Origin of the sequence: Streptomyces camponoticapitis, from assembly GCF_014646115.1 — a bacterium.
GTDB lineage: Bacteria > Actinomycetota > Actinomycetes > Streptomycetales > Streptomycetaceae > Streptomyces > Streptomyces camponoticapitis.
This window is the reverse complement of record NZ_BMMV01000017.1, coordinates 76396-101598: the sequence shown is the minus strand read 5'-3', so window position 1 is coordinate 101598 and position 25203 is coordinate 76396. Positions and strand designations below refer to the sequence as shown.

The following is a 25203-nucleotide window of genomic DNA, read 5'->3' as shown; positions in this document are numbered from 1 at the left end:
GGCCATGATGACCCAGGCTCTCGAAGCCCCGGAGAACTCCCCCGACACACCGAGCACCCAGGCCCTGAGCGGCATCCGTGTCCTCGACATGACGCATGTGCAGTCCGGTCCCTCGGCCACCCAGATCCTCGCCTGGCTCGGCGCGGACGTGGTGAAGGTCGAGGCGCCGACGGGCGACATCACCCGCAAGCAGCTGCGCGACATCCCCGATGTCGACTCGCTGTACTTCACGATGCTCAACTGCAACAAGCGCAGTGTCACGCTCAACACCAAGACCGAGCGCGGCAAGGAGATCCTGACCGAACTCATCCGCCGCTCCGACGTGATGGTCGAGAACTTCGGCCCCGGCGCGGTCGACCGGATGGGATTCACCTGGGACAAGATCCAGGAGATCAACCCCAAGATCGTGTACGCCTCGATCAAGGGCTTCGGCGAGGGCCCGTACACCAACTTCAAGGCGTACGAGGTCGTCGCCCAGGCGATGGGCGGCTCGATGTCGACCACCGGCTTCGAGGACGGCCCGCCGCTGGCGACCGGCTCGCAGATCGGCGACTCCGGCACCGGTATGCACGCGGTGGCCGCCATCCTGGCCGCGCTCTACCAGCGGACCGCCACCGGGCGCGGGCAGCGTGTGAACGTCGCGATGCAGCACGCCGTGCTCAACCTCTGCCGGGTCAAGCTCCGCGACCAGCAGCGTCTGTCGCACGGCCCGCTCGCCGAGTACCCGAACGAGGACTTCGGCGACGCGGTCCCGCGCTCGGGCAACGCCAGCGGCGGCGGACAGCCCGGCTGGGCGGTCAAGTGCGCGCCGGGCGGCCCCAACGACTACGTGTACGTGATCGTGCAGCCGGTCGGCTGGAAGCCCGTCAGCGAGCTGATCGGCCGGCCCGAACTGGCCGACGACCCGGACTGGGCGACTCCCGAGGCCCGCCTCACCAAGCTGGGCAAGATGTTCCAGCTCATCGAGGAGTGGACCTCGACCCTTCCCAAGTGGGAGGTGCTGGAGAAGCTCAACGCGCACAACATCCCGTGCGGTCCGATCCTCTCCACCAAGGAGATCATCGAGGACCCCTCGCTCGCGGCCAACGAGATGGTCGTCGAGGTCGAGCACCCGCAGCGCGGGAGCTTCACCACGGTCGGGAGCCCGCTGAAGCTCTCCGACTCCCCCGTCCACATCACCGCATCCCCGCTGCTCGGTGAGCACAACGCGGAGGTGTACGTCGGCGAGCTCGGTCTCGGCGACGAGGAACTGCGCCTGTTGAAGACGAACGGAGTCATCTAGTGGCGGACAGCATTGCGTTCAAGCCCGACAAGAACAACGTCGACGCGATCATCAAGGCCGCGCTGGCGCAGGGGCGTACGTCACTGACCGCGCCCGAGGGCAAGGCGATCACGGACGCGTACGGCATCCCGACACCGGGCGAGGCGCTCGCGGAGTCGGCCGACGACGCCGTGGCCGTGGCCGCCCGGATCGGGTTCCCGGTGGCGATGAAGATCGTGTCGCCGGAGATCCTGCACAAGACGGACGCGGGCGGCGTGCAGATCGGCGTCGGCTCGGCGGCGGAGGTACGGGCGGCCTTCACCACGATCGTGTCCAACGCGCGGGCGTACGACCCGAACGCGCAGATCCTCGGTGTGCAGGTGCAGCAGATGGTGCCCGCGGGCACCGAGATCCTGATCGGGACGGTCACCGACCCCACCTTCGGCAAGGTCGTGGCCTTCGGCCTCGGCGGTGTCCTGGTGGAGGTGCTGAAGGACGTCACCTTCCGGCTCGCGCCCGCCACCAAGGACGACGCGCTGTCCATGCTGGACGGCATCCGGGCCGCGGAGATCCTGCGCGGGGTACGGGGCGGGGCCGCGGTCGACCGCGACGCGCTGGCCGATCTCGTGGTGCGGGTCTCGCAGTTGGCCGCCGACTTCCCCAACATCGCGGAGGTGGACCTCAACCCGGTCTTCGCCTCGGCGAGCGGGGTCATGGCGGCCGACGTACGGATCCTGCTCACCGATGAGGTGCCGGCCCCCCGCCGCACCTACTCGCGCGAGGAGATCCTCACCTCCATGCGCCGGCTCATGGAGCCGCGTTCGGTGGCGGTCATCGGTGCCTCCAACGAGGAGGGCAAGATCGGCAATTCGGTCATGCGGAACCTCATCGACGGAGGTTTCGCGGGCGAGATCTACCCGGTCAATCCCAAAGCCGATGACATACTCGGCCGTAAGGCGTACAAGAGCGTGATGGATGTTCCCGGTGAGCCTGACGTGGCGATATTCGCGATCCCCGCGAAGTTCGTCGCCACCGCGCTCACCGAGGTCGGCCGCAAGAACATCCCCAACGCGGTCCTGATCCCGTCCGGTTTCGCCGAGACCGGTGAGCACGAACTCCAGCAGCAGATCGTGACGATCGCCGAGGATAGCGGGATCCGGCTGCTCGGGCCGAACATCTACGGCTACTACTCCACCTGGCAGGACCTCTGCGCCACGTTCTGCACCCCGTACGACGTCAAGGGCGGCGTGGCACTGACCTCGCAGTCCGGCGGCATCGGGATGGCGATCCTCGGCTTCGCGAGGACCACCAGGACCGGTGTGTCGGCCATCGTCGGACTCGGCAACAAGTCGGACCTCGACGAGGACGACCTGCTGACCTGGTTCGGTGAGGACGACAACACCGACTGCATCGCGATGCACCTGGAGGACCTCAAGGACGGCCGCGCCTTCGTCGAGGCGGCGCGCGCGACCGTACCGAAGAAGCCCGTGGTGGTCCTCAAGGCCGGGCGTACCGCGGCCGGTGCCAAGGCGGCGGGCTCGCACACCGGGGCCCTCGCGGGCGACGACGCGGTGTACGAGGACATCCTGCGGCAGTCCGGCGTCATCAGGGCTCCGGGGCTGAGCGAGATGCTGGAGTTCGCGCGCGGGCTGCCCGTACTCCCCACCCCCAAGGGCGACAACGTGGTGATCATCACGGGCGCCGGCGGATCGGGTGTGCTGCTGTCGGACGCGATCGTCGACAACGGCCTGTCGCTGATGGAGATCCCGCCGGACCTGGACGAGGCGTTCCGCGCCTTCATCCCCCCCTTCGGGGCGGCGGGCAACCCGGTGGACATCACGGGCGGCGAGCCGCCGTCCACGTACGAGGCCACGATCCGGCTCGGGTTGGAGGATCCCCGGATCCACTCCCTCGTCCTGGGCTACTGGCACACGATCGTCACCCCGCCGATGGTCTTCGCCGAGCTGACGGCGCGGGTGGTGGCCGAGTTCAGGGAACGCGGCATCGAGAAGCCGGTGGTGGCTTCGCTCGCGGGCGACGTCGAGGTGGAGGCCGCGTGCCAGTACCTCTACGAACGGGGCGTCGTGGCGTACCCGTACACCACCGAGAAGCCCGTCGAGGTACTCGGCGCGAAGTACCGCTGGGCACGCGCGGCGGGGCTGCTGTGAGCAACGGGCAGCGGCCGTACACCGGTCGGCAGGCGCGAGCCGCGGAGCTGTGGGGAGGCGCCGGATGAGCTGACGGTGCGACCCAGGGGGCCTGTGGATTCCGCTCATCGCAGGCCCCCCGCACGAAGAGAACGGACAGGGGGCGCTGGCCTGACTTCTTCGACGCAAGGGGTTCGATCGAATGGCAACGACTGACATCTCCGCACCCGTCCCCTACAGGGAGGTGACGGACGCAAACGGCCGTGTGTACCGGCTCGGCGAGTCCGATGTCGACATCATGGGACGCAAGCGGAAGTGGATGGTCATCCTGCCGTGGGTCGGCATGATGGGCATCAGCTCGGCCGAGTACGCGTTCGCTTCGGCCGAGGACACTCTGCACATCGCGCACAGCTGGAACAGTGCGCACATTTTCTGGATGCTCGGCATCTGGGTGCTCTTCCAGGGCGGCGTGGCCTTCCCCGCGGGCAAGCTGCGTGAGTCCGGCAAACTCCCCGCACGCTGGGCGATGATGCTCGGCGCGCTCGGCACCCTGCTCGGCTACGTGTCCTTGGCGTACGCGCCGCACGTGATCGTGGCGTACATCGGTTTCGGTATGTTCAGCGGCGCGGGCGCGGGTATGGTCTACGCGACCTGCGTGAACATGGTCGGCAAGTGGTATCCCGAACGCAAGGGAGGCAAGACCGGCTTCGTCAACGGCGGTTTCGCCTACGGTTCGGTGCCGTTCGTCTTCCTGTTCACCGGCTACATGGACGTGACGAACTTCAAGTGGGTGCTCGTCTCGGTCGGTCTGTTCCTGGCTGCCGTGGTCGCGGTCGCCGGTTACTTCTTCAAGGACCCGCCGAACAACTGGTGGCCCGAGGAGGTCGACCCGCTGCGCAAGCCGGAGGACAAGCGTGCGCGCCGCGCGCTGGCGATGAACCCGCCGGCGGTGAAGCAGTACACGCCCAAGGAGGCGTGGCAGACACGTGTCGTTCCCGTCATGTGGTTCTGTCTGCTGTGCACATCAGGTGTGAACATCTTCGGTATCGCGTTCCAGGTTCCGTTCGGTAAAGAGGCGGGCTTCACGGGCGGCATCGTGGCGACCGCGATGTCACTGAAGGCGATCGTCAACGGTACGGGCCGCGGAGTCATCGGCTGGCTCTCGGACCTCTACGGACGCAAGCGCTGCCTCATCCTCGTGTGCATCGTGCTCGGCCTCTCGCAGTACGGCATTCTGTTCTCGGGCAATATCAACAACCTTCCCCTGTTCTTGCTGTTCTCCAGCATCTCCGGCTTCGGTGGCGGTGCGATCTTCCCGATGTTCGCGGCCATGACCGCGGACTACTTCGGTGAGAACAACAACGCCTCGAACTACGGAATGGTCTACAGCTCGAAACTGGTGTCGGGTCTGCTCGGCTCCGGCATGGGCGCCGTCGTCGTGGGCGCCTGGGGCTACGGCGGAGCGTTCGTGCTGGCCGGCTCGATTTCGCTGTTCGCTGCATTCGTAGCGCTGTTCCTGCATCAGCCCGGACGGCCAAAAGGCAAGCTCGTCAAGGCAAATCCGGCTCCCCTCAGCCGCGACGGGGAATGATTCCGCACCGCCTATGGCCTGGGGCCACGTCGACCGGTTCATTCCGGTCGACGTGGCCCCAGGCCGTTCAGCTCCTCTTCAGGAGCGACAGGATCAGCAGCGCTTCTCGCGCAGCGAGTGCAGGTGGTCCGCCGACTTCTGGGCGAACAGGATCGAGTCGACGGGGTTGTCGTGCTCGGCCTGCCAGTGGTGGTCCCTGCGGCCGTTGTGGGTCTTGTTCACGGCCGAGATGAACTTCTTGTAGTCGATGTCGCCGTCACCGACGTCGACCATGTCGTAACCGTCGCGCGCCTCCTCGTTCTTCACGCCGTCCTTGACGTGGAAGAGGGGGTAGCGGTCGGGCTGCTTGAGCACGTAGCGCAGCGGGTCGAAGGGAGCGGGCTTGCCGTCGCCGGTCTTGCTGAAGCGGTGCACGGCGGAGAAGGCCCAGTAGATGTCCATCTCCAGATAGACCAGCTTGGGGTCCGTCTCGGCGAGCAGGACGTCGTACAGGCGGACGCCCGGCTGGTCGCTCGCGAAGGAGAACTCCTCCGCGTGGTTGTGCTGGTAGAACTTCATGCCGCGCTTGCGGGCGGCGGCGCCGTAGGTGTTGAAGTCCTCGGCCGCCCGCTTCCAGGCGTCGACGGTGTCGCCGTGACGGAACGGGCCGGAGGCCGTTCCGATGTGGTCGAGGCCCAGCGCCTGGGCGTCGTCCAGCACCTTCTCCAGGTTCTGGGCGAAGCTGTACGCGTCCGGGTTGTTGTCGTCGGCGTAGTTGACGTGGCTGCCGATCGGGCGCAGACCGTGGTCCCTGGCCAGCTTGCGGAGCTGGGGGATGGTGATGTCGCCGGCGCTGCCCTGGGTGTAGCCCGCGTACTCGATCTCGTCGTAGCCGAAGCGCTCCAGCTCCTCGAAGACCTTCGCGAAGCCGAGGGAGTTGACCTTGTCACGCAGCGAGTAGAGCTGGATGCCGAGGTGGCCCGGGGTGAGGACCGGCTCGGTCTTCCCGTGACCATGGCCGTGCCCGTGGCCGTGACCCCGGCCCCGGTCCGTCGCGGCGGCGGGGGTGGCCGCCGAGAGACCGAGGATGGCGGCGGCACCGGTGCCCGCGGCCACTCCCAGCATGTTGCGCCGGCTGAGCTTGGCTGCGAGCTCCGGGTCGACTGACTTCTTGCGGCTCATGCGTGGAACTCCTTATGTCAGTGCAGTCCTGCGAGATTGAGGAGCAGGGATTTCACGTCGGTGGCCTCGGTGCGGCCGGTGACGGCTTCGGGGGTGGAGCAGAGGATGAGCGGACCTTCGTCGTCGCTCGTGGGAAGGCGGCCGTGGCTGCCGCGGATGGGTGAGGGGTCCAGCGGAACCACGGCGAGCCGGTAGCGCATGCCGAGCTTCTTGCGGGCGATGGCCTTGGCCGCCTTGACCTTCACGTACGGGTCGAGGGGGTCCATGAACAGCTCGACGGGGTCGTAGCCCGGCTTGCGGTGGATCTCGACGAGCTGGGCGAAGTCGGGCGCCTTGGCGTCGTCGAGCCAGTAGTAGTACGTGAACCAGGCGTCCGGTTCGGCGACGGCGACCAGTTCGCCGGAGCGCGGATGGTCCAGGCCGTAGTTCTTCTTGCCCTCGTCGTCCAGGATCTCCTCGATGCCCTCGAGGTCCTTCAGCGCCTCACGGGTCGCGTCCATGTCCTCGGGGCGGCGGACGTAGATGTGCGAGATCTGGTGGTCGGAGACGGCGAAGGCGCGCGACGCCATCGGGTCCAGATACTCCATGCCGTCCTGGGTGTGGACCTCAAGCAGTCCGGCGCGGCGCAGGGCCCGGTTGATGTCGACGGGCCTGGAGACGTTGGTGATGCCGTACTCGGACAGGGCGACGACCGTGCGGCCTTCGCGGCGCGCGTCGTCCAGCAGGGGGCCCATCGCCGCGTCGAGGTCGCGGGCCGCCTGGTGGGAGCGGGGGTCGTCGGGCCCGAAGCGCTGGAGGTCGTAGTCCAGGTGCGGGAGGTAGCAGAGTGCCAGGTCGGGGTGGCGGGTGTCGATGATGTGGCGGGTGGCGTCGATGATCCACTGCGAGGAGACAAGGTCGGCGCCGGGTCCCCAGAAGTGGAAGAGGGGGAACGTGCCGAGTTTGTCGTGCAGTTCGTCGTGCAGGGCCGGCGGCCGGGTGTAGCAGTCGGGCTCCTTGCGGCCGTCCGCGTAGTACACGGGGCGGGGCGTGACGGTGTAGTCGGTGTCGGCGCCCATCGCGTACCACCAGCAGATGTTGGCGACGGTGTAGCCGGGGTGGACGCGGCGGGCGGCGTCCCAGAGCTTGTCGCCGGAGACGAGTCCGTTGTGCTGGCGCCACAGCAGCACGTCGCCCAGTTCGCGGAAGTACCAGCCGTTGCCGACGATGCCGTGTTCGGACGGCAGGGTGCCGGTGAGGAACGTGGACTGCGCGCTGCAGGTGACGGCGGGCAGCACGGTGGTCAGCGGGCCCTGCGAGCCCCCGGCTGCGAGCTTCTTGAGGTTCGGCATATGGGCCAGGAGCTGGGGCGTGAGGCCGACGACGTCCAGGACCAGCAGCGGGGTGGGGCCGGCCGGGGCCTCGCTGGGCTCCGTCTTCGGCTCGGGTGTGGGGTCGGCGGTCATGGCAGCTCCTTGAGACCCAGGTCGACCAGGAGGTCGCGGGCCAGCGTCAGTTCGGCGGCGATGCCCTCGGCGAGCCGGCCGCGTGAGCGGGGGCGAAGCTCGGGCGGCAGCGCCTGCCAGGTGTACGTCTCGACCTCCAGGTGGCGGGTCAGCGGTTCGGCGCCGCCGACGAGCCGGGCGAGGGTGTCCTGGAGTACGGGGAGGGTCGAGGTCAGGGGCGGGGCGGGCGGCGCGTGCAGGGGCACGTGGAAGTGGGCGCGCCAGGGAGCGCCGTCGGGCAGCGCCCGGCCGGCCAGGGCCTCTTCGAGGTCGTCGGTGCCGCGCAGGCCGGCGGCCGTACGGGTGCGGGTCTGGTGCAGGAAGCGCGGCTCGGCGAAGGCGGCCAGGGCGTCCCGTACCTCGGGCAGATGGGGGTGTTCGGCGTGCAGCGCGGCCGAGAGCTGCGCCTTCGGGATGGTGACCCCGGCCTCGGCGAGGGCTTCCAGCGCCGTCGCCGGGTCCTCGAAGGAGGTGGCGAGATGGCAGGTGTCGACGCAGATGCCGATCCGGGAGCTGGCGACGTCGGTGAGCGGCCCGATCGCGTCGGCGGTGGTCTCGACGGTGCAGCCGGGCTCGGGTTCCAGCGCGATACGGATGGACTTGCCGGTCAGCTCCTCCAGGGCGTCCAGCCGTTCGGCGAGGGTGGTGAGGGCTGCGTGGGCGGTGCGGGCCGCGGCGTCGTCGAAGTCGGTGCGCCAGGCGAGGGGCAGCGTCGAGACGGAGCCCTCGGTGACGTCGTCGGGCAGCAGGGCGGCGAGGAGCCGGGCGAGGTCGGTGGTGTGTTCCAGACGCTCGGGGTCGGCCCAGTCCGGTTTGTAGACGCGGTACTTGACCTCCTCGGCGCCGAAGCCCTCGTAAGGGAATCCGTTGAGGGTGACGACCTCCAAGCCGCGGCGCTCCAACTCGCCCTTCAGACCGCGCAGTTGGGCGGGGTCGTTGATCAGCGAACGGGCCGCTCCGCGGGCCAGCCACAGCCCGATGCCGAGCCGGTCACGGCCGAGGCGTTTGCGTACCGGCTCGCAGTGGTCGCGCAGCTGGGCCAGTACGCCTTCGAGGTCCTCGGCGGGGTGGACGTTGGTGCAGTACGAGAGATGGACGGTGGAGCCGTCGGGGTGGCGGAAGCGCATGGCTCACTCACCGCCGCGGAGGATGGAGTTCCCCTCGTGGAGGGCTTCCGGCGCCGGGACGTCGAGCTGGAGTCTGCCGCTGAGGCCGTAGAACGCGACGGGGTTGCGCCAGAGCACCTTGTCGACGTCGTCCTCGGAGAAGCCGGCGGCGAGCATCGCGTCGCCGACCTTCCGTGTCTTGAGCGGGTCGCTCTTGCCCCAGTCGGCCGCGGAGTTGACGAGGACCCGGTCGGTGCCGTGGGAGCGCAGGACGGAGACCATCCGGTCCTCGTCCATCTTGGTGTCCGGGTAGATGGAGAAGCCGAGCCAACTGCCGCTGTCCGCAGCGACCTTGACGGTCGTCTCGTTGAGGTGGTCGAGCAGGACGTGCTCGGGGTCGAGGTTCGACTCCGCGACGACGTCGATGGTGCGGCGCAGCCCGGCCAGCTTGTCGCGGTGCGGGGTGTGGACCATCGCGGGCAGCGCGTACTCGGCGGCGAGCTGGAGCTGGGTGGCCAGCGCCACGTCCTCGGCGGGGGTCATGGAGTCGTAGCCGATCTCGCCGACGGCGACGACGCCGTCCTTGACGAGGTAGCGCGGCAGTTCCTCCAGGACGGGCGTGCAGCGCGGGTCGTTCGCCTCCTTGGGGTTGAGGGCGAGGGTGCAGTGGTGCGCGATGCCGTACTGCGCGGCGCGGAAGGGCTCCCAGCCGAGGAGCGCGTCGAAGTAGTCGAAGAAGCTCGCGGGCGAGGTACGGGGCTGGCCGAGCCAGAAGGACGGCTCGACGAGCGCACGGACTCCGGAGGCGTACATGGCCTGGTAGTCGTCCGTGGTGCGGGAGGTCATGTGGATGTGGGGGTCGAAGATGCGCATCAGGACTCCTCGCCGGTCATGATCAGTACGCGGTGCAGGTCGGCGGGTACCGACCGGCCCGCCGCGGTGCGCTCGGACGCGTAGTCGGCGAGCATCCGGGCGAGTTCGGCGTCGCCGTGGGCGCGGCGTTCCGCGTCGGCGACCGCGGCGACGGGCACGCCGGTGAAGAGGCACTTCAGTACGGCGTGCCGCCAGGCGTGCGGGTCGAGATGGCCGGCGGCGTACGGGCCGACGGCCGCCTCGACGAGCCTGGTGTCGTTGGTGCGCAGGGCGTCCTCGACGAGCGGCAGGGCCTCGGGGCCCGGCACGAGGTCGGGCAGGGCGAGGAGTACGGCGCGGCGCTCGGCGGCGGCGCCCTGCTGGTAGAGCCGGGTCAGGGTGCCGACGTCGGCGGCGGCGCGCCGCAGCAGGAGCGTGCGGACAGCGTCGGCGTTCTCCTGGCCGCAGTGGCGGCCGGCGGCGGCGAAGCGCAGCTGCCAGCGCGGCACGGCAACGTTGTCGGGCTCGTCGGCCGCTTCCGCCGCTTCGGCGAGTGCCTGGTCCAGCCAGGCGACGGCCGCGCTGTCGAGACGCCCGTCGATGGACTCGCGGTTCATGCCGATGCTCCCTTCGAGCGCAGGAAGTCCAGGGAGGTGCGGGCCATTTCGGGGCCGGCGTGCGAGTGGCGGGGCAGCTCCACGACGGTCAGGCCCTGGTAGCCGGTGGCGTCGAGCGCGGCCAGCACGGGCGGGAAGTCGATCTCGCCCTCGCCGAACGGCAGATGCTCGTGCACACCGCGCCGCATGTCCTCGATCTGTACGTGCCGGAGCCAGGGACCGGCGTCCCGGACGCAGTCGGCGGGCGACGCCGGCTCCAGGCACTGGCAGTGGCCGATGTCGAGCGTCAGGCCGAGGGGCTCGGGGTCGCCGAGGAGGGTTCTGAGGCGGTGGAAGCCGGCGATGTCGGCGAGGAGATGGCCGGGTTCGGGCTCGATGGCGACCGGGACGCCGGCAGCCTGTGCGGCGTCGACGACCGGGGTGATCGACTCCTCCAGCCGCTTCCAGGCGGTGTCCGGGTCGGTGCCCTCGGGTGTGATGCCGCTGAAGCAGTGCACGGCGTGCGCGCCGAGGTCGGCGGCGACCCGGACGGCCGTGACGAGCAGACCGGTGCGCGCGGCGCGCGCTTCGGGGTCGGCGTCGAGGAGGGTGGGCCCGTGCTTACGGCGCGGGTCGAGCACGTAGCGGGCACCGGTCTCGACGGTGACGCCGAGACCGAGCTTGGTGAGCCGGGCGGCCACCTTGGCGGTGCGGGCGGCGAGTTCGGGGGCGAGCGGGTCGAGATGCATATGGTCGAGGGTCAGTCCGACCCCGTCGTACCCGAGGTCGGCGAGCAGCCCGAGGGCGTCGTCCAGACGCAGATCGGTGAGCCCGTTGGTGCCGTATCCGTAGCGGATGGTCATGTCACACTCACCTTTTTCGCGAACTTCCTCGCCAGCGGCACGAGTCCCATGACGGCGAGCCCGACCACGGGCGACCCGCCGCGTGCCGCGAGCGCGGCCTGGAACGGGATCATGGCCCGGATCCCGCCACCGACGGCGCGCTGGGTGAGCTGCGGGGACGGATTGAGCGCGGCGTGCAGGAAGGGCCGCCCGGCGGTCAGCGCGTAGGCGGCGGCGAGGCCGCCGCTGACGAGCGCGGCGGCGCCCGGGTCCCGGGACCGCCCGACGACCCCGCCGAGCACCCCGGTAACGACAAGCGCGGCCAGCGGGGCCCCGACGGACCCGCCGTACACCTCGTTGCGGGAGACGCCCGTGACGGCGACGGTGTGCGCGCCGAGCAGAGCGGCGGGGAGGAGAGCACCGCGTGGTACGGCGGACGGCGGGGCGCCCCCGCGCCACGCGGCGCCCGGGCCGCGCGATGCGGCGGAGACGTCGGCCCAGGCCGACAGCCGCGCGAGCGGCCCCTGCGGCGTACGGGAGGCGGAGCCGGCCGTCGCGATCCCCGCCCGGCGGTGACCGGGCGCCGAGGCCGCGGCCTTGGAGGCCAAGGGCTCCGCGGGGCCGCCCGCCTGGATCGTCGTACGCCCGTGCCGGGCCGGTCCGTCCGGCGGCGCCGGGAAGCGGGCCGTGGACGCGCCGGGCTCCAGCGCGGGGCGGTGAGCCGAGCCGGTGAGCCTGCCGGCGACGGCCGCCACCGGCGGAGTCGTACGGCCCTGACCGCCCGGGCCGTCGGCCCAGGCCGACAGACGCGCCAGTACGCCCCGCTCGGCGGGCGGCGAGAACCGCGCTGTCGACGCGGCGGCGTCGGCGGCCGCCTGGGGCGCCGCGCCGTTGAGCCTGCTCGCGGGGGTCGGGTCCGGCCCGGTCTTCGAGCCACCCGCCCAGGCCGACAGACGTGCCAGTACGCCCCGCCGAGCGGGCGGGGGCCGGTGCGCCGGGGTTCGGCGAGACGCCGAGGCCGTCGCCGTCGCGCCCAGCAGGACGTCCAGCGCGCGCGCCGCGCCCATCGCCGCCGGGCCCGCCGCCGTGTGTTTGAGGCGGAGATCGTACGCCCACACCGAGGCCGCCAGCGCCGTCGACAGGGCGAGGGCCGGGCGGCCCGCGCGGGAGGCCAGGAGAAGGCCCGCGGCCGTCAGGCCGCCCGCCGCCGCCAGTGCCGCGTTCGGGGTGATCCGGCCCGAGGGGATCGGGCGGTGCGGGCGCTCCACGGCGTCCTCGTCGCGGTCGGCCCAGTCGTTGAGCGCCATCCCCGCCTCGTACAGGCACAGGGAAGCGCCGACGGCCAGCGCGGTGCCGCGGTTGGGCCGGACGCCCGCGGACGCCGCGCCGGCCAGGGCATCGCCCGGGACCGTGAACAGCGCGGACACCCGCAGGAGTTCGGCCCAGGCGCGCAGCGTCACTTGCTCTCCTTCAGGCGCTCGGCGAAGGAGAGCAGCGCGTCGAACTGTTCGGCCAGCGCGGCGGGCCCGCCGTCCGGGTCCTTGAAGTAGAAGCCCAGCTCCGGCAGCGGTCCGCTCAGTCCGGCCTCGTGGGCGCGGGAGACCAGCCGGGCCAGGTCCAGTACGAGCGGCGCGGCGAGCGCCGAGTCGCAGCCCTGCCAGATGGTCTGGAGGATCATGCGGGAGCCGAGGAACCCGTCGAAGGCGATGTGGTCCCAGGCGGTCTTCCACTCGCCGAGCGCGGGCACGTCGTCGATGTGCACCTCGCCCTCGGGCGCGGTCCCGAGCGTGTCGGCGAGGACCCGCTCCTTGCCCGCGTTCTTGGCGGCGGCGGCCGCCGGGTCGGCCAGCGCCGCTCCGTCCCCGCCGCCCAGCAGGTTGGTGCCCGACCAGGCCCTGACGTCGAGGGCACGCTGGACGAACATCGGGGCGAGCACGGAACGGAGCAGCGTCTGGCCTGTCTTGCCGTCACGGCCCGCGTGGGGAAGTCCGCTTGCCTCGACGGCGTCCGCGAGGGCCGCGGTGCGCAGCCCGGTCGACGGGGTGAAGTTCACGTAACCGCAGCCGGCCTTGATGGCGGCCGCCGCGTAGAGGGAGCTGGCCGGCAGCCGCGGGTCGTCCGCGGCGGGCTCGGGCTCGGTGGAGGAGACGTTGACGACGACGGCGCGCGCGACGCCGGTGCGCCGGACGAAGGAGGTGATGTCGTCGGCGAACGCGGCGATCAGCTCGTCGTCGCCGCGGGTGTCGCCGGGCATCGGCCCGCCGATGCGGATCTCCGCGTCGGCCGCTTCGAGTTCGGCGGCGATCGTGTTGGGCAGGCCGTGCGGCAGGACTCCCGCCGCGGTGAGCGCCTCGGCCCGTTTGGGCAGGGGACAGCTCGCGGTGTCGTGTCCGCCGAAGACGAGCGACGACAGGGCGGGGAGGCCCGACTCCGCGAAGGGCGGCGTCTCGGCGACCATGCCGGTCGCGGGGTGGAGCCCGGCGGTGACCGCCGCGCATCCCGCGACGGCGGTCGTCGCGACGGAGCCGCGTGCTCCGACGAACCAGACTCCGGTACGTCCTGCAGTCGAATCGTTGGTGGTCACGGGCTGCCTCCCTGCCGGGTGGGTGGGTTGGTTGACGGCGGGCGGGGGGTACGGCGCCTCCCCGCCCGCCGCCGGCTGGCGGCCGGCCTCCTGGACTGGGCCAGGAGGCCGGTTGGTCCTCCTGGTGTTAGGAGGCCAGTTCCTTCAGTTGGATGTTGCGGAACGCGACCTGATCGCCGGCACCGTGGTTCTGGATGCCGAAGTAGCCGTCCTTCAGGCTGCGTGCCGGGTCCTTGTTGGTGAAGTCGTTGATCTTGACTCCATTGAGGATGACCTGTACCCGTTCACCCTGGACCTTGATCTCGTAGCTGTTCCACTGGCCCGGAGGCCGCAGAACCTGGTCCCTGGCCTTGATGTTGGCCGACTTGAAGGTGTAGATCGCGCCGGTGGTGCGGTCCACCGCGTCCGTGGCGTCGATCTGGATCTCATAGCCGTTGTTGACCGCAGACCAGGGGTCGTCGGACTCCGGGAAGCCGATGAAGACACCGGAGTTGTCGTCCCCGTCCATCTTCCAGTCCATCTTCAGCGAGTAGGCGCCGAGCTGCTTGGGCTGGTACCAGAGCATGCCCATGCCGCCCTCGGTGTGCAGCTCGCCGCCACCGATGTTGAACTTGCCCGGACCGGCCTGCTTCCAGCCCTCCAGGGTCTTGCCGTTGAAGATGTCGCGGTAGCCGGTGTTCGGCTTGCAGTCGGCCTTCACCTGGCCGGCCGCGTAGCGCAGACCACCCAGCAGGTGGTCCCGGAAGGCCTGTTCGGTGTACGACTCCTTGGTGTGGCCGCCGCCGGTGTAGAAGGACCGGCCGCCCTCGAAGGTCTGGCACCAGGCGATCGGGTGGTCGCCCCTCATGGTGCCGCCCTGGTAGGTGGTCTCGTCCAGGGTGGCGAGGACCTTCACGTCCGAGCGCGGGTTGTCGCGGTAGTTGTACCACTCGTCCGTGCGCTGCCACTCGTCGTCCAGATGACCGGTGGCCGGGTGGTCGTGGTCCTCGACCCGGACGGTGGCCTGCTGGATCTGCGGGTGGCCGGAGAAGTAGGCGCCGACCAGCTTGCCGTAGTAGGCCCAGTCGTACTCCGTGTCCGACGCGGCGTGGACGCCCATGTAGGCACCGCCGGTGGAGATGTAGTACTCGAAGGCCTTCTGCTGCTCGGGGTTGAGGACGTCACCGGTGGTGGAGAGGAAGACCACCGCGTCGTACCGGGCGAGGTTGTTGGTGGTGAACTGCGCCGCGGTCTCGGTGGAGTCGACCGTGATGTTGCTGGTCTCGCCGAGCTCCTTCAGGGCCGCGGTGCCGGCCGCGATGGAGTCGTGACGGAATCCGGCGGTCTTGGAGAAGACGAGGACCCGCTTCTCGGTCTTTCCGGCGACCTGGTCGCTGATCTCGAAGTCGTCGAGGTCGTAGAGCGCGCCCTCGCCGCCCTTGAAGACGAGGAACAGCTCCGTGGTGGCCTTGGGCACCGAGCGCAGCGGTACGTCGATGTCCTGGAAGGTGTCCCAGCTGCCGGTCACCGGGATCGGCGCGGAGCCGAGGAGCTTGCCGGTGGCGGAGCCCGTACGCACTTCGAGGAATCCGCCCGCGCCGCCGGAGGAGATCCGGGCGGTGAGGGTCTTGGACCCGGTCAGGTTGTACGGCTTGAAGGAGATCCAGTCGTCGTTGCTGATGTCGCCGACGGTCTTGCCGCCGTTGGCCGACGCCTTGTCGAAGGTGTTGATGCCCGACGAGTCGGTGAAGTGCTCGGCCTGCCGGTGGCGCGGCTGGAGCTGCACCTGGTCGTGCGTGGTGAGCGCGGCCTGGCCACCGCCTCCGCCGTCGGTGTACTCGGCGTCGATGACACCGAAGATGTCGGCGTTGGGGTCGTGCTCGCCGTCCGCCGGGGCGGTGATGGTGCCTTCGCAGCCCTTGGCCGAGGTGATCGGGTGGCCGTGGCTGTCGTGGCCGAGGATGTAGTTGACGGTGACCTTGTCACAGTCGATCGGGCCGTCCTCCGGGTCGGTGACAGTGACCTTGAAGGGCAGCTTGTCGCCGAACTTGAAGAGGGCGCCGTCCGCGGGCACGGTGAGCGTCACCTTGGGCGCGGTGTTGCCGACGACCACGCGTACGGAGGCCGTGCCGGTGTGACCCTTGGGGTCGGTGGCGGTCAGCGTCGCGGTGTAGGTGCCGTTCTTCTTGTACACATGGCTGGGGTTGGCCTCGGTGGACTTGCCGCCGTCGCCGAAGTCCCAGGCGTAGGTGATGTCGTCACCGTCCGCGTCCACGGTGCCCGCGGAGGAGAAGTTCGTCCGCAGGGGCGCCACTCCGGACGTCTTGCTCGCGGACGCCACGGCGACCGGGGCGCGGCCGTCGGCGATGTTCTCGATGCGGTAGACCGCCGAGTTCTCGTCGCCGCCGAACCAGGCGCGGCCGTAGTCCAGGACGTAGAGCGCGCCGTCGGGGCCGAACTCCATGTCCATGACCTGGGTGCCGGTCCACGGGAAGTCGTGGATGGCGGTGACGGTGCCGTCCGCGTCCTTCTCGATGCGCTTGATCCACTCGCGGCCGAACTCGCCGGCGAAGAAGTCGCCGTCGTACTCCTCGGGGAACTTCGCCGGGGAGTCGAGGTCCGCGTCGTAGTTGTAGACCGGGCCGCCCATCGGGGACTCGGAGCCGTCCTCGAACTCCGGGACGCTGTTCCCGTTGTACGGGATCCAGGCGGCCTGGGCCGGGGGCAGATCGGTGAGACCCGTGTTGTGCGGCGAGTCGTTCTTCGGTGCCGCGCAGTCGAAGGCCGGGCCGGAGGTGCCGGTGGCGAAGTCGAAGTCGCGGTAGGCGTCGTTGTCGCCGGTGCAGAAGGGCCAGCCGAAGTTTCCGGCCTCCGTCATGCGGGCGAACTCGACCTGGCCGGCCGGGCCGCGCGCCTCGGACGCCGCGCCCGCGTCGGGGCCGTACTCACCGACGTACACGATGCCGGTCTTCTGGTCGACGTTGATCCGGAACGGGTTGCGGAAACCCATGCCGTAGATCTCGGGGCGGGTCTTCGCCGTGCCGGGGGCGAAGAGATTGCCCTCGGGGATGGTGTACGAACCGTCGTCGGCGACCTTGATCCGCAGGACCTTGCCCCGCAGGTCGTTGGTGTTGCCGGAGGAACGCCGGGCGTCGAACGCCGGGTTGCGGTTGGAGCGTTCGTCGATCGGCGTGTAGCCGTCGGAGGCGAAGGGGTTGGTGTCGTCACCCGTCGACAGGTACAGGTTGCCCTCCGCGTCGAAGGCGATGTCGCCGCCGACGTGACAGCACAGGCCGCGGTTGGTCTCGATGTCGAGAACCTTCTTCTCGCTGGCCTTGTCGAGGGTGCCGTCCTCCTTCAGCGTGAAGCGGGAGAGCCGGTTGTACCCGTCGAAGGGGGCGAAGTCGGCAGCCGTGCCCGTCTCGGGTGCGTCACCGGCGGGGGTGTCGAGCACCGGGGAGTAGTAGAGGTAGATCGCCCGGTTCTCGGCGAAGTCGGGGTCGATACCGACGCCTTGGAGGCCTTCCTCGTCGTGCGTGTACACGTCGAGCTTGCCCGCGACCTTGGTGTCGCCGGCGGCGTCGGTGATGCGCAGTGTGCCGTCGCGCGAGGTGTGCAGGACGCGGCGGTCCGGCAGAACGGCGAGCGACATCGGCTCGCCCACCTCGTCGGCGCCCTTGGCGAGGGCGACCTGCTGGAAGTTGCCGTCCGCCGGGTGGGGCTCGTCCGGATGGGCGGCGGCGGGGACGGCGGAGATGGTGCCGGCGATCAGTGCGCCGGCCACGAGCGCGAGGAGGGATCTGGATCTATGACGTCTTCTGGGCACGAAAGTCCTCCAGGGGTGGGGCTGTTCGTACGTGCGGGTGCCGGGAGAACGCGTCGCGTCTCCCGACGTGCCTGAGGTACGTCCTGTGCCAGCAACGTGTCCCCTACATCTCGCTGGACGTTAGCCCGGTTGGTCCGCGCCGGAAAGACCTTGCGCAGCAATTGGGTTCAACTTTTTCCCAGTTGAGGACAAAGGCAGAAATGGCAGACCGGACGGCCCGGCGATGGCTTCTGACCACCGCCGGGCACGTCCCTGTCACCGCACCGTGCCGCTTACACGGGCCCCTCCTTGAGCTGGATGTTCCGGAACGACACCTGGTCGTCGGCCCCGTGGTTCTGCAGGCCGATGTGACCGTCCTTCAGGCTCCGGACCGGGTCGGTGTTGGTGAAGTCGTTGATCGCGACCCCGTTGAGGAACACCTGGAGGCGCTCCCCGTCGACCCTGAGCTCATAGCTGTTCCACTCACCCGGCGGCTTGAGCGCCTTGTCCCTGGCCTCGATGTCGGCGGCCTTAAATCCGTACACCGATCCCGTGGTGCGGTCGTCGGCGTCGGTGGCGTCGATCTGGACCTCGTAGCCGTTGTTCACGGCCGAGTTGACGTCGTCGGAGGCCGGGAAGCCCACGAAGACACCGGAGTTGTCGTCGCCGTCCATCTTCCAGTCGAGCGTGAGCGAGTACGAGGACAGTTCCTTCGCCTCGTACCAGAGCAGGCCCATGCCGCCCTCGGAGCGCAGTTCACCGTCGACGACCGCGAACCGCCCCGGCCCGGCCTGCTTCCAGCCGTCCAGCGTCTCGCCGTCGAAGATGGGCGTGTACCCGGGGTCCGGGTCGGTGCCGGCCGGGGTGCAGTCCGCCTCGACCTGTCCGGTGGCGTACTTCAGGCCGCCGAGCAGATGGTCGCGGAAGGCCGGTTCGGCGTACGACTCCTTGGTGTGGCCGCCTCCGGTGTAGAAGGACCGGCCGCCCTCGTACGTCTGGCACCAGGCGATGGGGTGGTCGCCGCCCATGTTGCCGCCCTCGTAGCTCGACTCGTCCAGCGAGGCGAGTACCCGGGCCTGTTCACGGGGGTTGGTGCGGTAGTTGTACCACTCGTCCGTACGGTCCCAGGTGTCCTCCAGATGGGCCGTTGCCGGGTGCTCGTGGTCCTCGACCTTCACGGTGGCGGGCTGGATCGCCGGATGGGAGTCGAAGTAGGCCCCCACCAGGCCGCCGTAGAACTCCCAGTCGTACTCGGTGTCGGCGGCGGCGTGAATACCCAGGTAGCCGCCGCCCGAGGCGACGTACTCCTCGAACGCCGTCTGCTGCTCGGTGCTCAGTACGTCACCGGTGGTGGACAGGAACGCCACCGCGTCGTAGCCGGCGAGGTTCTCGGCCGTGAAGGCGCCCGCGTCCTCCGTGGACTCGACCGCGATGTCGGCCGACTCCCCCAGCTCCTTCAGGGCCGCTGTGCCGGCCTCGATGGAGTCGTGGCGGAAGCCCGCGGTCTTGGAGAAGACCAGGACCCGCTCGCCCGCCTCGGCGGGTGCCTCCCCGGTGATCTCGAAGTCGTCCACGTCGAAGAGGTCGCCCTCGCCGCCCTTGAAGCCCAGGACGAGATCGGTGGTCTCCGCGGGGGCACCGGTCAACGTCACCTCGACGTCCTCGAACGTGGTCCAGCCGCCGGTGACGGGCACCTCGGCCGAGCCGAGGAGCTCGCCGTCGGCCGCGCCCGTACGCACCTCCAGGGTGCCGCCGGCGCCGCCGGACGAGACCCGGGCGGTCAGCTTGGAGGCCCCGGCCAGGTGGTACGGCTCGAAGGAGATCCAGTCGCCGTCGGAGATACCGCCGACGGTCTTGCCGCCGTTGGCTCCCTCACGGTCCGTCACGGTGGTGCCGGACGAGTCGTTGGCGTGCTCCGCCTGACGGTGCCTCGGCTGGATCTCGGACTGGCCGTGACCGGTGAGCGAGGCCTGGCCGCCGCCCCCGCCGTCGGTGTACTCGGCGTCGATCACTCCGAAGATGTTCGCGTTGGGATCGTGCTCGGCGTCCGCGGGCGCCGTGATGGTGCCCTCGCAGCCGGTCTTCGAGGTGATCGGGTGACCGTGGCTGTCATGACCGAGGATGTAGCGGACGGTGACCTTGGAGCAGTCGATGTCCTGACCGTCCTCGGGATCGGTCACGGTGACCTTGAAGGGCAGCTCGTCACCGAAGTTGAAGAGCGTGCCGGGCGCGGGCAGGTCCAGCTTCACCACGGGCGCGGTGTTGCCGACGACGACCTGCACGGACGCGGTGCCGGTGAGCCCTCCCGGGTCCTTCGCGGTGACGGTCGCCGAGTAGGTGCCGTTCTCCTCGAAGGTGTGGGTCGGGTTGGCCTCGGTGGAGGTTCCGCCGTCACCGAAGTCCCAGGCGTACGTCAGCTCGTCACCGTCCGCGTCCTCGGTGCCCTCCGAGGAGAAGGCCACCTCCAGCGGTCCGGTGCCCGACGTCTTGTCCGCGGCGGCAACGGCGACCGGCGCGTAGCCCTCGGTGGCGTTCTCGATGCGGTAGAGCGCCGAGTTCTCGTCGCCGCCGAAGTAACCGGTGCCGTAGTCCAGGACGTAGAGCGCGCCGTCGGGGCCGAACTCCTGGTCCATGACCTGGGTGCCGGCCCAGGGGAAGTCGTTGATCGAGTTGACGGTGCCGTCGGCACCCTGGTCGATGCGCTTGATCCACTTGCGGCCGAACTCACCGGCGAAGAAGTTCCCGTCGTACTCCTCGGGGAACTTGACCTGCGAGTCGAGGTCCGCGTCGTAGTTGTAGACGGGACCGCCCATCGGGGACTCGGAGCCGTCGCCGAACTCCGGGACGCTGTTCCCGTTGTACGGGATCCAGGCGGCCTGGGACGGCGGCAGTTCGGTGAGACCGGTGTTGTGCGGCGAGTCGTTCCTGGGGGCCGCACAGTCGAAGGCCGCGCCGGAGGTGTTGGTGGCGAAGTCGAAGTCCTTGAAGGGCTCGTTGTCGCCGGTGCAGTACGGCCAGCCGAAGTTGCCCGCCTCGGTGACGCGGGCGAACTCGACCTGGCCGGCCGGTCCGCGGTCCGGGTCGGCCGCGCCCGCGTCGGGACCGTAGTCGCCGACGTAGACGACGCCCGTCTCCTTGTCGACGGAGATCCGGAACGGGTTGCGGAAGCCCATGGCGTAGATCTCGGGCTTCGTCTTCTCCGTGCCGGGGGCGAAGAGATTGCCCTCGGGGACTGTGTACGAGCCGTCGTCCGCGACCTTGATACGCAGGACCTTGCCGCGCAGGTCGTTGCTGTTGCCGGCCGAACGGCGGGCGTCGAACGCGGGGTTGCGGTTCGGACGGTCGTCGATCGGGCTGTAGCCGTCGGAGGCGAACGGGTTGGTGTCGTCGCCGGTCGACAGGTACAGGTTGCCCTCCGCGTCGAAGGCGATGTCGCCGCCGACATGGCAGCAGGTGCCACGCGAGGCGGGGACGTCGAGGACCTTCTTCTCGCTCGCCTTGTCGAGGGTTCCGTCCTCGTTCAGCGTGAAGCGCGAGAGCCGGTTGACCCCGTCGAAGGGGGCGAAGTCGGCGGCGGTGCCCGTCTCGGGCGCGTCGCCCGCGGGGGTGTCGAGTTCGGGCGCGTAATAGAGGTAGATCGCCCGGTTCTGGGCGAAGCCGGGGTCGACCCCGACTCCTTGCAGACCTTCCTCGTCATGGCTGTAGACGTCGAGGGTGCCGGACACCTTGGTGGTGCCGCCCTCGTCGGTGATACGGAGTGTGCCGTCGCGCGAGGTGTGCAGGACGCGGCGGTCCGGCAGGACCGCGAGGGTCATGGGCTCGCCTGCTTCTTCGGCACCCTTGGCAAGGGTCACCTGCTGAAACGTGGGGGCGGCGGCTTGTCTTCCAGGGTCGGCGGCGGTGGCCGGAACGGCGCTGAGGGTCGACCCCGCGAGCAGGGCACCGGTCAGCAGTGCGAGAAATGTCCGGCCTCTGGGACGTCGTTGACTGTGCACGAGAGTCCTCCGGAAATGCCTGTGGTACGTGCGGGTCTCCGAGGAGAAAAGGAGCACTTCGCTCGCCTCGGGGTGGGGGGATGGGGGGAGTGCTCGTCCAAGCACCCGTGGTCCCGCATCTGTTGCTCTCGGTCTGCTGTCTCGCCGGAGCGCGCCGTCGCACCGGAGATCAACATGTCCTGTACATCTCAGTGACCGTAACCCTGTTCGTCCGAGACGGAAAGCCCTTGCGCAGCGGTGAAGTTCAACTTTTTCCCGCCTCAGGACAAAGGGCTTTCCGGGCATGCCGGACGGCCCGGCGGGGGACAAGCTCCCCGCCGGGCCGTGCCGACCTGCTATTCGCCGCCGCCGAAGGCCGCGTCGAAGGACGCGGTCGGCCGGTCGAAGTCGAACCGCTTCAGATCCGCGAGCGCCTCGGGGGCGCCGGCGAGCCGGTCCATACCGGCGTCCTCCCACTCCACCGAGATCGGACCCTCGTAGTTGATCGCCCCCAGCATGCGGAAGACGTCCTCCCACGGCACGTCGCCGTGCCCGGCCGAGACGAAGTCCCAGCCGCGCCGCGGGTCGCCCCACGGCAGGTGCGAACCGAGCCTGCCGTTGCGGCCGTCGAGACGCTTGCGCGCCTCCTTGCAGTCGACGTGGTAGATCCGGTCCCGGAAGTCGTACAGGAATCCGGTCGGGTCCAGGTCCTGCCAGACGAAGTGGCTCGGGTCGAAGTTCAGCCCGAACGCGGGCCGGTGGTCGACCGCTTCGAGCGCGCGCTTGGTCGTCCAGTAGTCGTACGCGATCTCGCCGGGGTGGACCTCGTGGGCGAAGCGCACTCCCTCGGTGTCGAAGACGTCGAGGATCGGGTTGAACCGCTCCGCGAAGTCGTCGTAGCCGCGCTCGATCATGTGGGGCGGCACCGGCGGGAACATCGCCAGCAGATGCCAGATCGACGAACCGGTGAAGCCGATCACCGTGTTGACACCGAAGGCGGCGGCGGCGCGCGCGGTGTCCTTGATCTCGGCGGCGGCCCGCTGGCGTACGCCCTCGGGCTCCCCGTCGCCCCAGATACGGCCGGGCAGAATGTTCTGGTGGCGCTCGTCGATGATGCTGTCGCAGACCGCCTGGCTGACCAAGTGGTTGGAGATCGCCCAGCACTTGAGGCCGTACTTGTCGAGCAGCTGGTGGCGGCTCTCCAGATAGCCGGGGTCGGTGAGCGCCTTGTCGACCTCGAAGTGGTCGCCCCAGCAGGCCAGTTCCAGTCCGTCGTAACCGAAGTCACGGGCGAGCCGGCAGACCTCTTCCAGTGGCAGATCGGCCCACTGGCCGGTGAACAGCGTGAACGGGCGTGGCATACGGACCTTCCCTCAAGACTCGATTCCGGACGGGGCCGGCACGGATGTGTAGATGGCGTTCTTCTCCGCGCTGTCCTCCACGGCCGCGAGGACCCGCTGCACCTGGAGACCGTCGGCGAAGGAGGGCGCGGGATCGGTTCCGGCGGCGATCGCCTCGACCAGATCCTTGGCCTGGTGCACGAAGGTGTGCTCGTAGCCGAGCCCGTGGCCCGGCGGCCACCAGGCGTCCAGGTACGGGTGCTCGGACTCGGTGACCAGGATCCGCCGGAATCCCGCGGTGACCGCGGGCTCCGACTGGTCGTGGAACGACAGCTCGTTGAGCCGCTCCAGATCGAAGGCGAGCGAACCGCGCTCGCCGTTGATCTCCAGCCGCAGCGCGTTCTTGCGTCCCGCCGCCATCCGGGTGGCCTCGAAGGACGCCAGCGCCCCCGAGGCGAGCCGCCCCGTGAACAGGGCTGCGTCGTCCACCGTGACCGGGCCGAGCTCCGCACCGCCGGACGCCGAGAGACCGGCCGACGCCCCGGAGAGCAGCGGCCTCTCCCGTACGAACGTCTCGGTCATCGCCGAGACCCCGACCAGCGGCTCCCCCGCGAGGAACTGTGCGAGGTCCACGATGTGCGCGCCCAGGTCGCCGAGCGCCCCCGAGCCCGCGTGCTCACGCTTGAGCCGCCAGGTGAGGGGGAACTCCGCGTCGACCAGCCAGTCCTGGAGGTAGGTGACCCGTACGTGCCGGAGCGCGCCGAGCCTGCCCTCCTCGATCAGCTTGCGGGCGTACGCGATGGCGGGCACGCGCCGGTAGTTGAAGCCCACCATGGCCAACTGGCCGCGGGACCTGGCCGCTTCGGCGGCCCGGACCATGGCCTCGGCCTCGGCCACCGAGTTGGCCAGCGGCTTCTCGCACAGGACGTGCTTGCCCGCCTCCAGCGCGGCGATGGCGATCTCCGCGTGGCTGTCCCCCGGCGTGCAGATGTCGACCAGCTGCACGTCGTCACGCGCGATGAGGTCCCGCCAGTCGGTCTCGGCGGCGGCCCAGCCCAGTTTGTCGGCCGCCTTGGCGACGGCCGCCTCGTCCCGCCCGCAGATGGCGGCGAGCTCCGGCCGCATGGGCAGATCGAAGACATGTCCCGCCGTGCGCCAGCCCTGGGAGTGGGCGGCACCCATGAACGAGTATCCGATCATGCCGATACCGAGTGGCGGCGGTGCGCCGGCTTCCTTCTCCGACGCTTCCCTGCTGGTCATAAGGGAGTACTCCTCGTCTCTCGCGCGTGTGGGGGCTCGGGCCTGGCGTGTGGATCAGGCCGGATCAGGGAGCGGGGTCTGGTGCCGTGGACCGACGGCAACGCCGCGAGGCGCGGCACCAGGGACCGCGAGCCCGGCAGGATCCACACGCCAGGCCATGGCTGGGCGAGCCGGTCAGCTGAATCCCTGGGGCAGGTACTCGTCGATGTTCGTCTTGTCGACGACCGCCGAGAACAGGGTGACCTGGGCCGGGATCTCCAGACCGGCCATACCGCTCACGCCCTTGCCCTGGCCCAGCGCACGGGCGAGGTCGATCGCCGACGAGGCCATGATCGGCGGGTAGAGCACCGTCGCCTTCAGGACGCTGTTGTCCGCCTTGATGGCGTCCATCGCCGACTTGGCACCGGCGCCGCCGACCATCAGGAAGCCGTCACGGCCGGCCTGGTCGATGGCGCGCAGCGCGCCGACACCCTGGTCGTCGTCGTGGTTCCACAGGGCGTCGAACTTGGACTGCGCCTGGAGCAGCTGGGCCATCTTGGCCTGGCCGGACTCGACGGTGAAGTCGGCCGCCTGGCGGGCGACCTTCTTGATGTTCGGGTAGTTCGCGAGCGCGTCGTCGAAGCCCTGGGTGCGCTGCTTGGTCAGCTCCAGGCTGTCGGGGCCCGACAGTTCGATGACGGTGGCGCCCGCCTTGTCCTTCAGCTTCTCGCCGATGTAGTTGCCGGCGTTGACGCCCATGCCGTAGTTGTCGCCGCCGACGTAGCAGCGGAACGCCTGCGGGTCGGCGAAGATCCGGTCCAGGTTGATGACGGGGATGCCCGCGCGCATCGCCTTGAGACCGGCCTGGGTGAGGGCCTTGCCGTCGGCCGGCAGGATCACCAGGACGTCGACCTTCTTGTTGATCAGGGCGTCGATCTGGCCGATCTGGGCGGCGGTGTCGTTCGAGCCCTCGGTGATGTCGAGGGTGACGTCCGAGTACTTCTTCGCCTGATTGCGGGCGTTGTCGTTGATCGCGTTGAGCCAGCCGTGGTCGGCCTGGGGGCCGGCGAAGCCGATGGTGACCGGCTTGCCGGGCTTGTCGTCGGCCGCGGGCTCGTCGTTCGCCGCGGGCTCGTCCTTCTTCTCGTTGCTGGTGCAGGCGGTGAGGAAGGCACCCGCGGAAATCGCGGCGGTGCCGAACAGCAGGCCTCTGCGGCTCGTCTCTGGCATGGCGGTTCGTCC

At 69.8% G+C, this 25203-nt stretch carries 16 protein-coding genes; 3 read left to right on the top strand and 13 right to left on the bottom strand.

What is annotated here, in order from left to right:
* The first annotated feature begins 7 nt into the window (after positions 1 to 7).
* The 3 genes from frc to IEY79_RS24225 all read left to right on the top strand — a co-directional run bounded on the left by frc (position 8) and on the right by IEY79_RS24225 (position 4999).
* On the top strand, positions 8 to 1282 hold the full coding sequence (gene frc / locus IEY79_RS24235; protein WP_189109768.1) for a formyl-CoA transferase: 1275 nt from the start codon (positions 8 to 10) through the stop codon (positions 1280 to 1282).
* Positions 1283 to 1329: 47 nt separating this feature from the next.
* Positions 1330 to 3429 carry an acetate--CoA ligase family protein gene (locus IEY79_RS24230; RefSeq protein ID WP_373292616.1) on the top strand — a complete coding sequence of 700 codons (2100 nt, stop codon included), beginning with the start codon at positions 1330 to 1332 and terminating at the stop codon, positions 3427 to 3429.
* A 181-nt stretch (positions 3430 to 3610) separates the two neighbouring features.
* Positions 3611 to 4999: an OFA family MFS transporter gene (locus IEY79_RS24225; protein ID WP_189109694.1), complete on the top strand. Its 1389-nt coding sequence runs from the start codon at positions 3611 to 3613 to the stop codon at positions 4997 to 4999.
* Positions 5000 to 5092: 93 nt separating this feature from the next.
* On the opposite strand, the gene IEY79_RS24220 is transcribed toward IEY79_RS24225, so the two are convergent.
* The 13 genes from IEY79_RS24220 to IEY79_RS24160 form a co-directional block, all read right to left on the bottom strand.
* Positions 5093 to 6160 carry a sugar phosphate isomerase/epimerase family protein gene (locus IEY79_RS24220; RefSeq protein WP_189109693.1) on the bottom strand — a complete coding sequence of 356 codons (1068 nt, stop codon included), beginning with the start codon at positions 6158 to 6160 and terminating at the stop codon, positions 5093 to 5095.
* 17 nt (positions 6161 to 6177) lie between these two features.
* Positions 6178 to 7605 carry an alkaline phosphatase family protein gene (locus IEY79_RS24215; protein WP_189109692.1) on the bottom strand — a complete coding sequence of 476 codons (1428 nt, stop codon included), beginning with the start codon at positions 7603 to 7605 and terminating at the stop codon, positions 6178 to 6180.
* Positions 7602 to 8771, bottom strand: a complete 1170-nt coding sequence (eboE, locus tag IEY79_RS24210; RefSeq protein WP_189109691.1) for a metabolite traffic protein EboE — start codon at positions 8769 to 8771, stop codon at positions 7602 to 7604. Before eboE ends, IEY79_RS24215 begins: the two co-directional genes overlap by 4 nt.
* 3 nt (positions 8772 to 8774) lie before the next feature.
* A complete protein-coding gene (locus IEY79_RS24205) occupies positions 8775 to 9623 on the bottom strand; it encodes a TatD family hydrolase (protein ID WP_189109690.1) in 849 nt (282 codons plus the stop codon).
* Positions 9623 to 10219 (bottom strand): EboA domain-containing protein, encoded by a 597-nt coding sequence (locus tag IEY79_RS24200; protein WP_189109689.1) that lies wholly within the window; start codon positions 10217 to 10219, stop codon positions 9623 to 9625. The genes IEY79_RS24205 and IEY79_RS24200 overlap by 1 nt, the downstream gene beginning before the upstream one ends.
* A complete protein-coding gene (locus IEY79_RS24195; RefSeq protein ID WP_189109688.1) occupies positions 10216 to 11061 on the bottom strand; it encodes a sugar phosphate isomerase/epimerase family protein in 846 nt (281 codons plus the stop codon). Before IEY79_RS24195 ends, IEY79_RS24200 begins: the two co-directional genes overlap by 4 nt.
* The gene (locus tag IEY79_RS38445) at positions 11058 to 12500 is read right to left on the bottom strand and encodes a UbiA family prenyltransferase (protein ID WP_373292611.1); all 1443 of its coding nucleotides are present in this window, start codon (positions 12498 to 12500) and stop codon (positions 11058 to 11060) included. The genes IEY79_RS24195 and IEY79_RS38445 overlap by 4 nt, the downstream gene beginning before the upstream one ends.
* A complete protein-coding gene (locus IEY79_RS24185; RefSeq protein ID WP_189109687.1) occupies positions 12497 to 13624 on the bottom strand; it encodes an inositol-3-phosphate synthase in 1128 nt (375 codons plus the stop codon). The genes IEY79_RS38445 and IEY79_RS24185 overlap by 4 nt, the downstream gene beginning before the upstream one ends.
* A gap of 127 nt (positions 13625 to 13751) precedes the next feature.
* Complete coding sequence (locus IEY79_RS24180; RefSeq protein WP_189109686.1) at positions 13752 to 17429, bottom strand: ThuA domain-containing protein; 3678 nt, start codon at positions 17427 to 17429, stop codon at positions 13752 to 13754.
* Positions 17430 to 17701: 272 nt separating this feature from the next.
* Positions 17702 to 21403: a ThuA domain-containing protein gene (locus IEY79_RS24175; protein ID WP_229701080.1), complete on the bottom strand. Its 3702-nt coding sequence runs from the start codon at positions 21401 to 21403 to the stop codon at positions 17702 to 17704.
* A gap of 335 nt (positions 21404 to 21738) precedes the next feature.
* Complete coding sequence (locus tag IEY79_RS24170) at positions 21739 to 22743, bottom strand: sugar phosphate isomerase/epimerase family protein (RefSeq protein ID WP_189109684.1); 1005 nt, start codon at positions 22741 to 22743, stop codon at positions 21739 to 21741.
* Positions 22744 to 22755: 12 nt separating this feature from the next.
* On the bottom strand, positions 22756 to 23982 hold the full coding sequence (locus IEY79_RS24165; protein ID WP_189109683.1) for a Gfo/Idh/MocA family protein: 1227 nt from the start codon (positions 23980 to 23982) through the stop codon (positions 22756 to 22758).
* 174 nt (positions 23983 to 24156) lie between these two features.
* Complete coding sequence (locus tag IEY79_RS24160) at positions 24157 to 25191, bottom strand: substrate-binding domain-containing protein (RefSeq protein WP_189109682.1); 1035 nt, start codon at positions 25189 to 25191, stop codon at positions 24157 to 24159.
* Between the last annotated feature and the right edge of the window lie 12 nt (positions 25192 to 25203).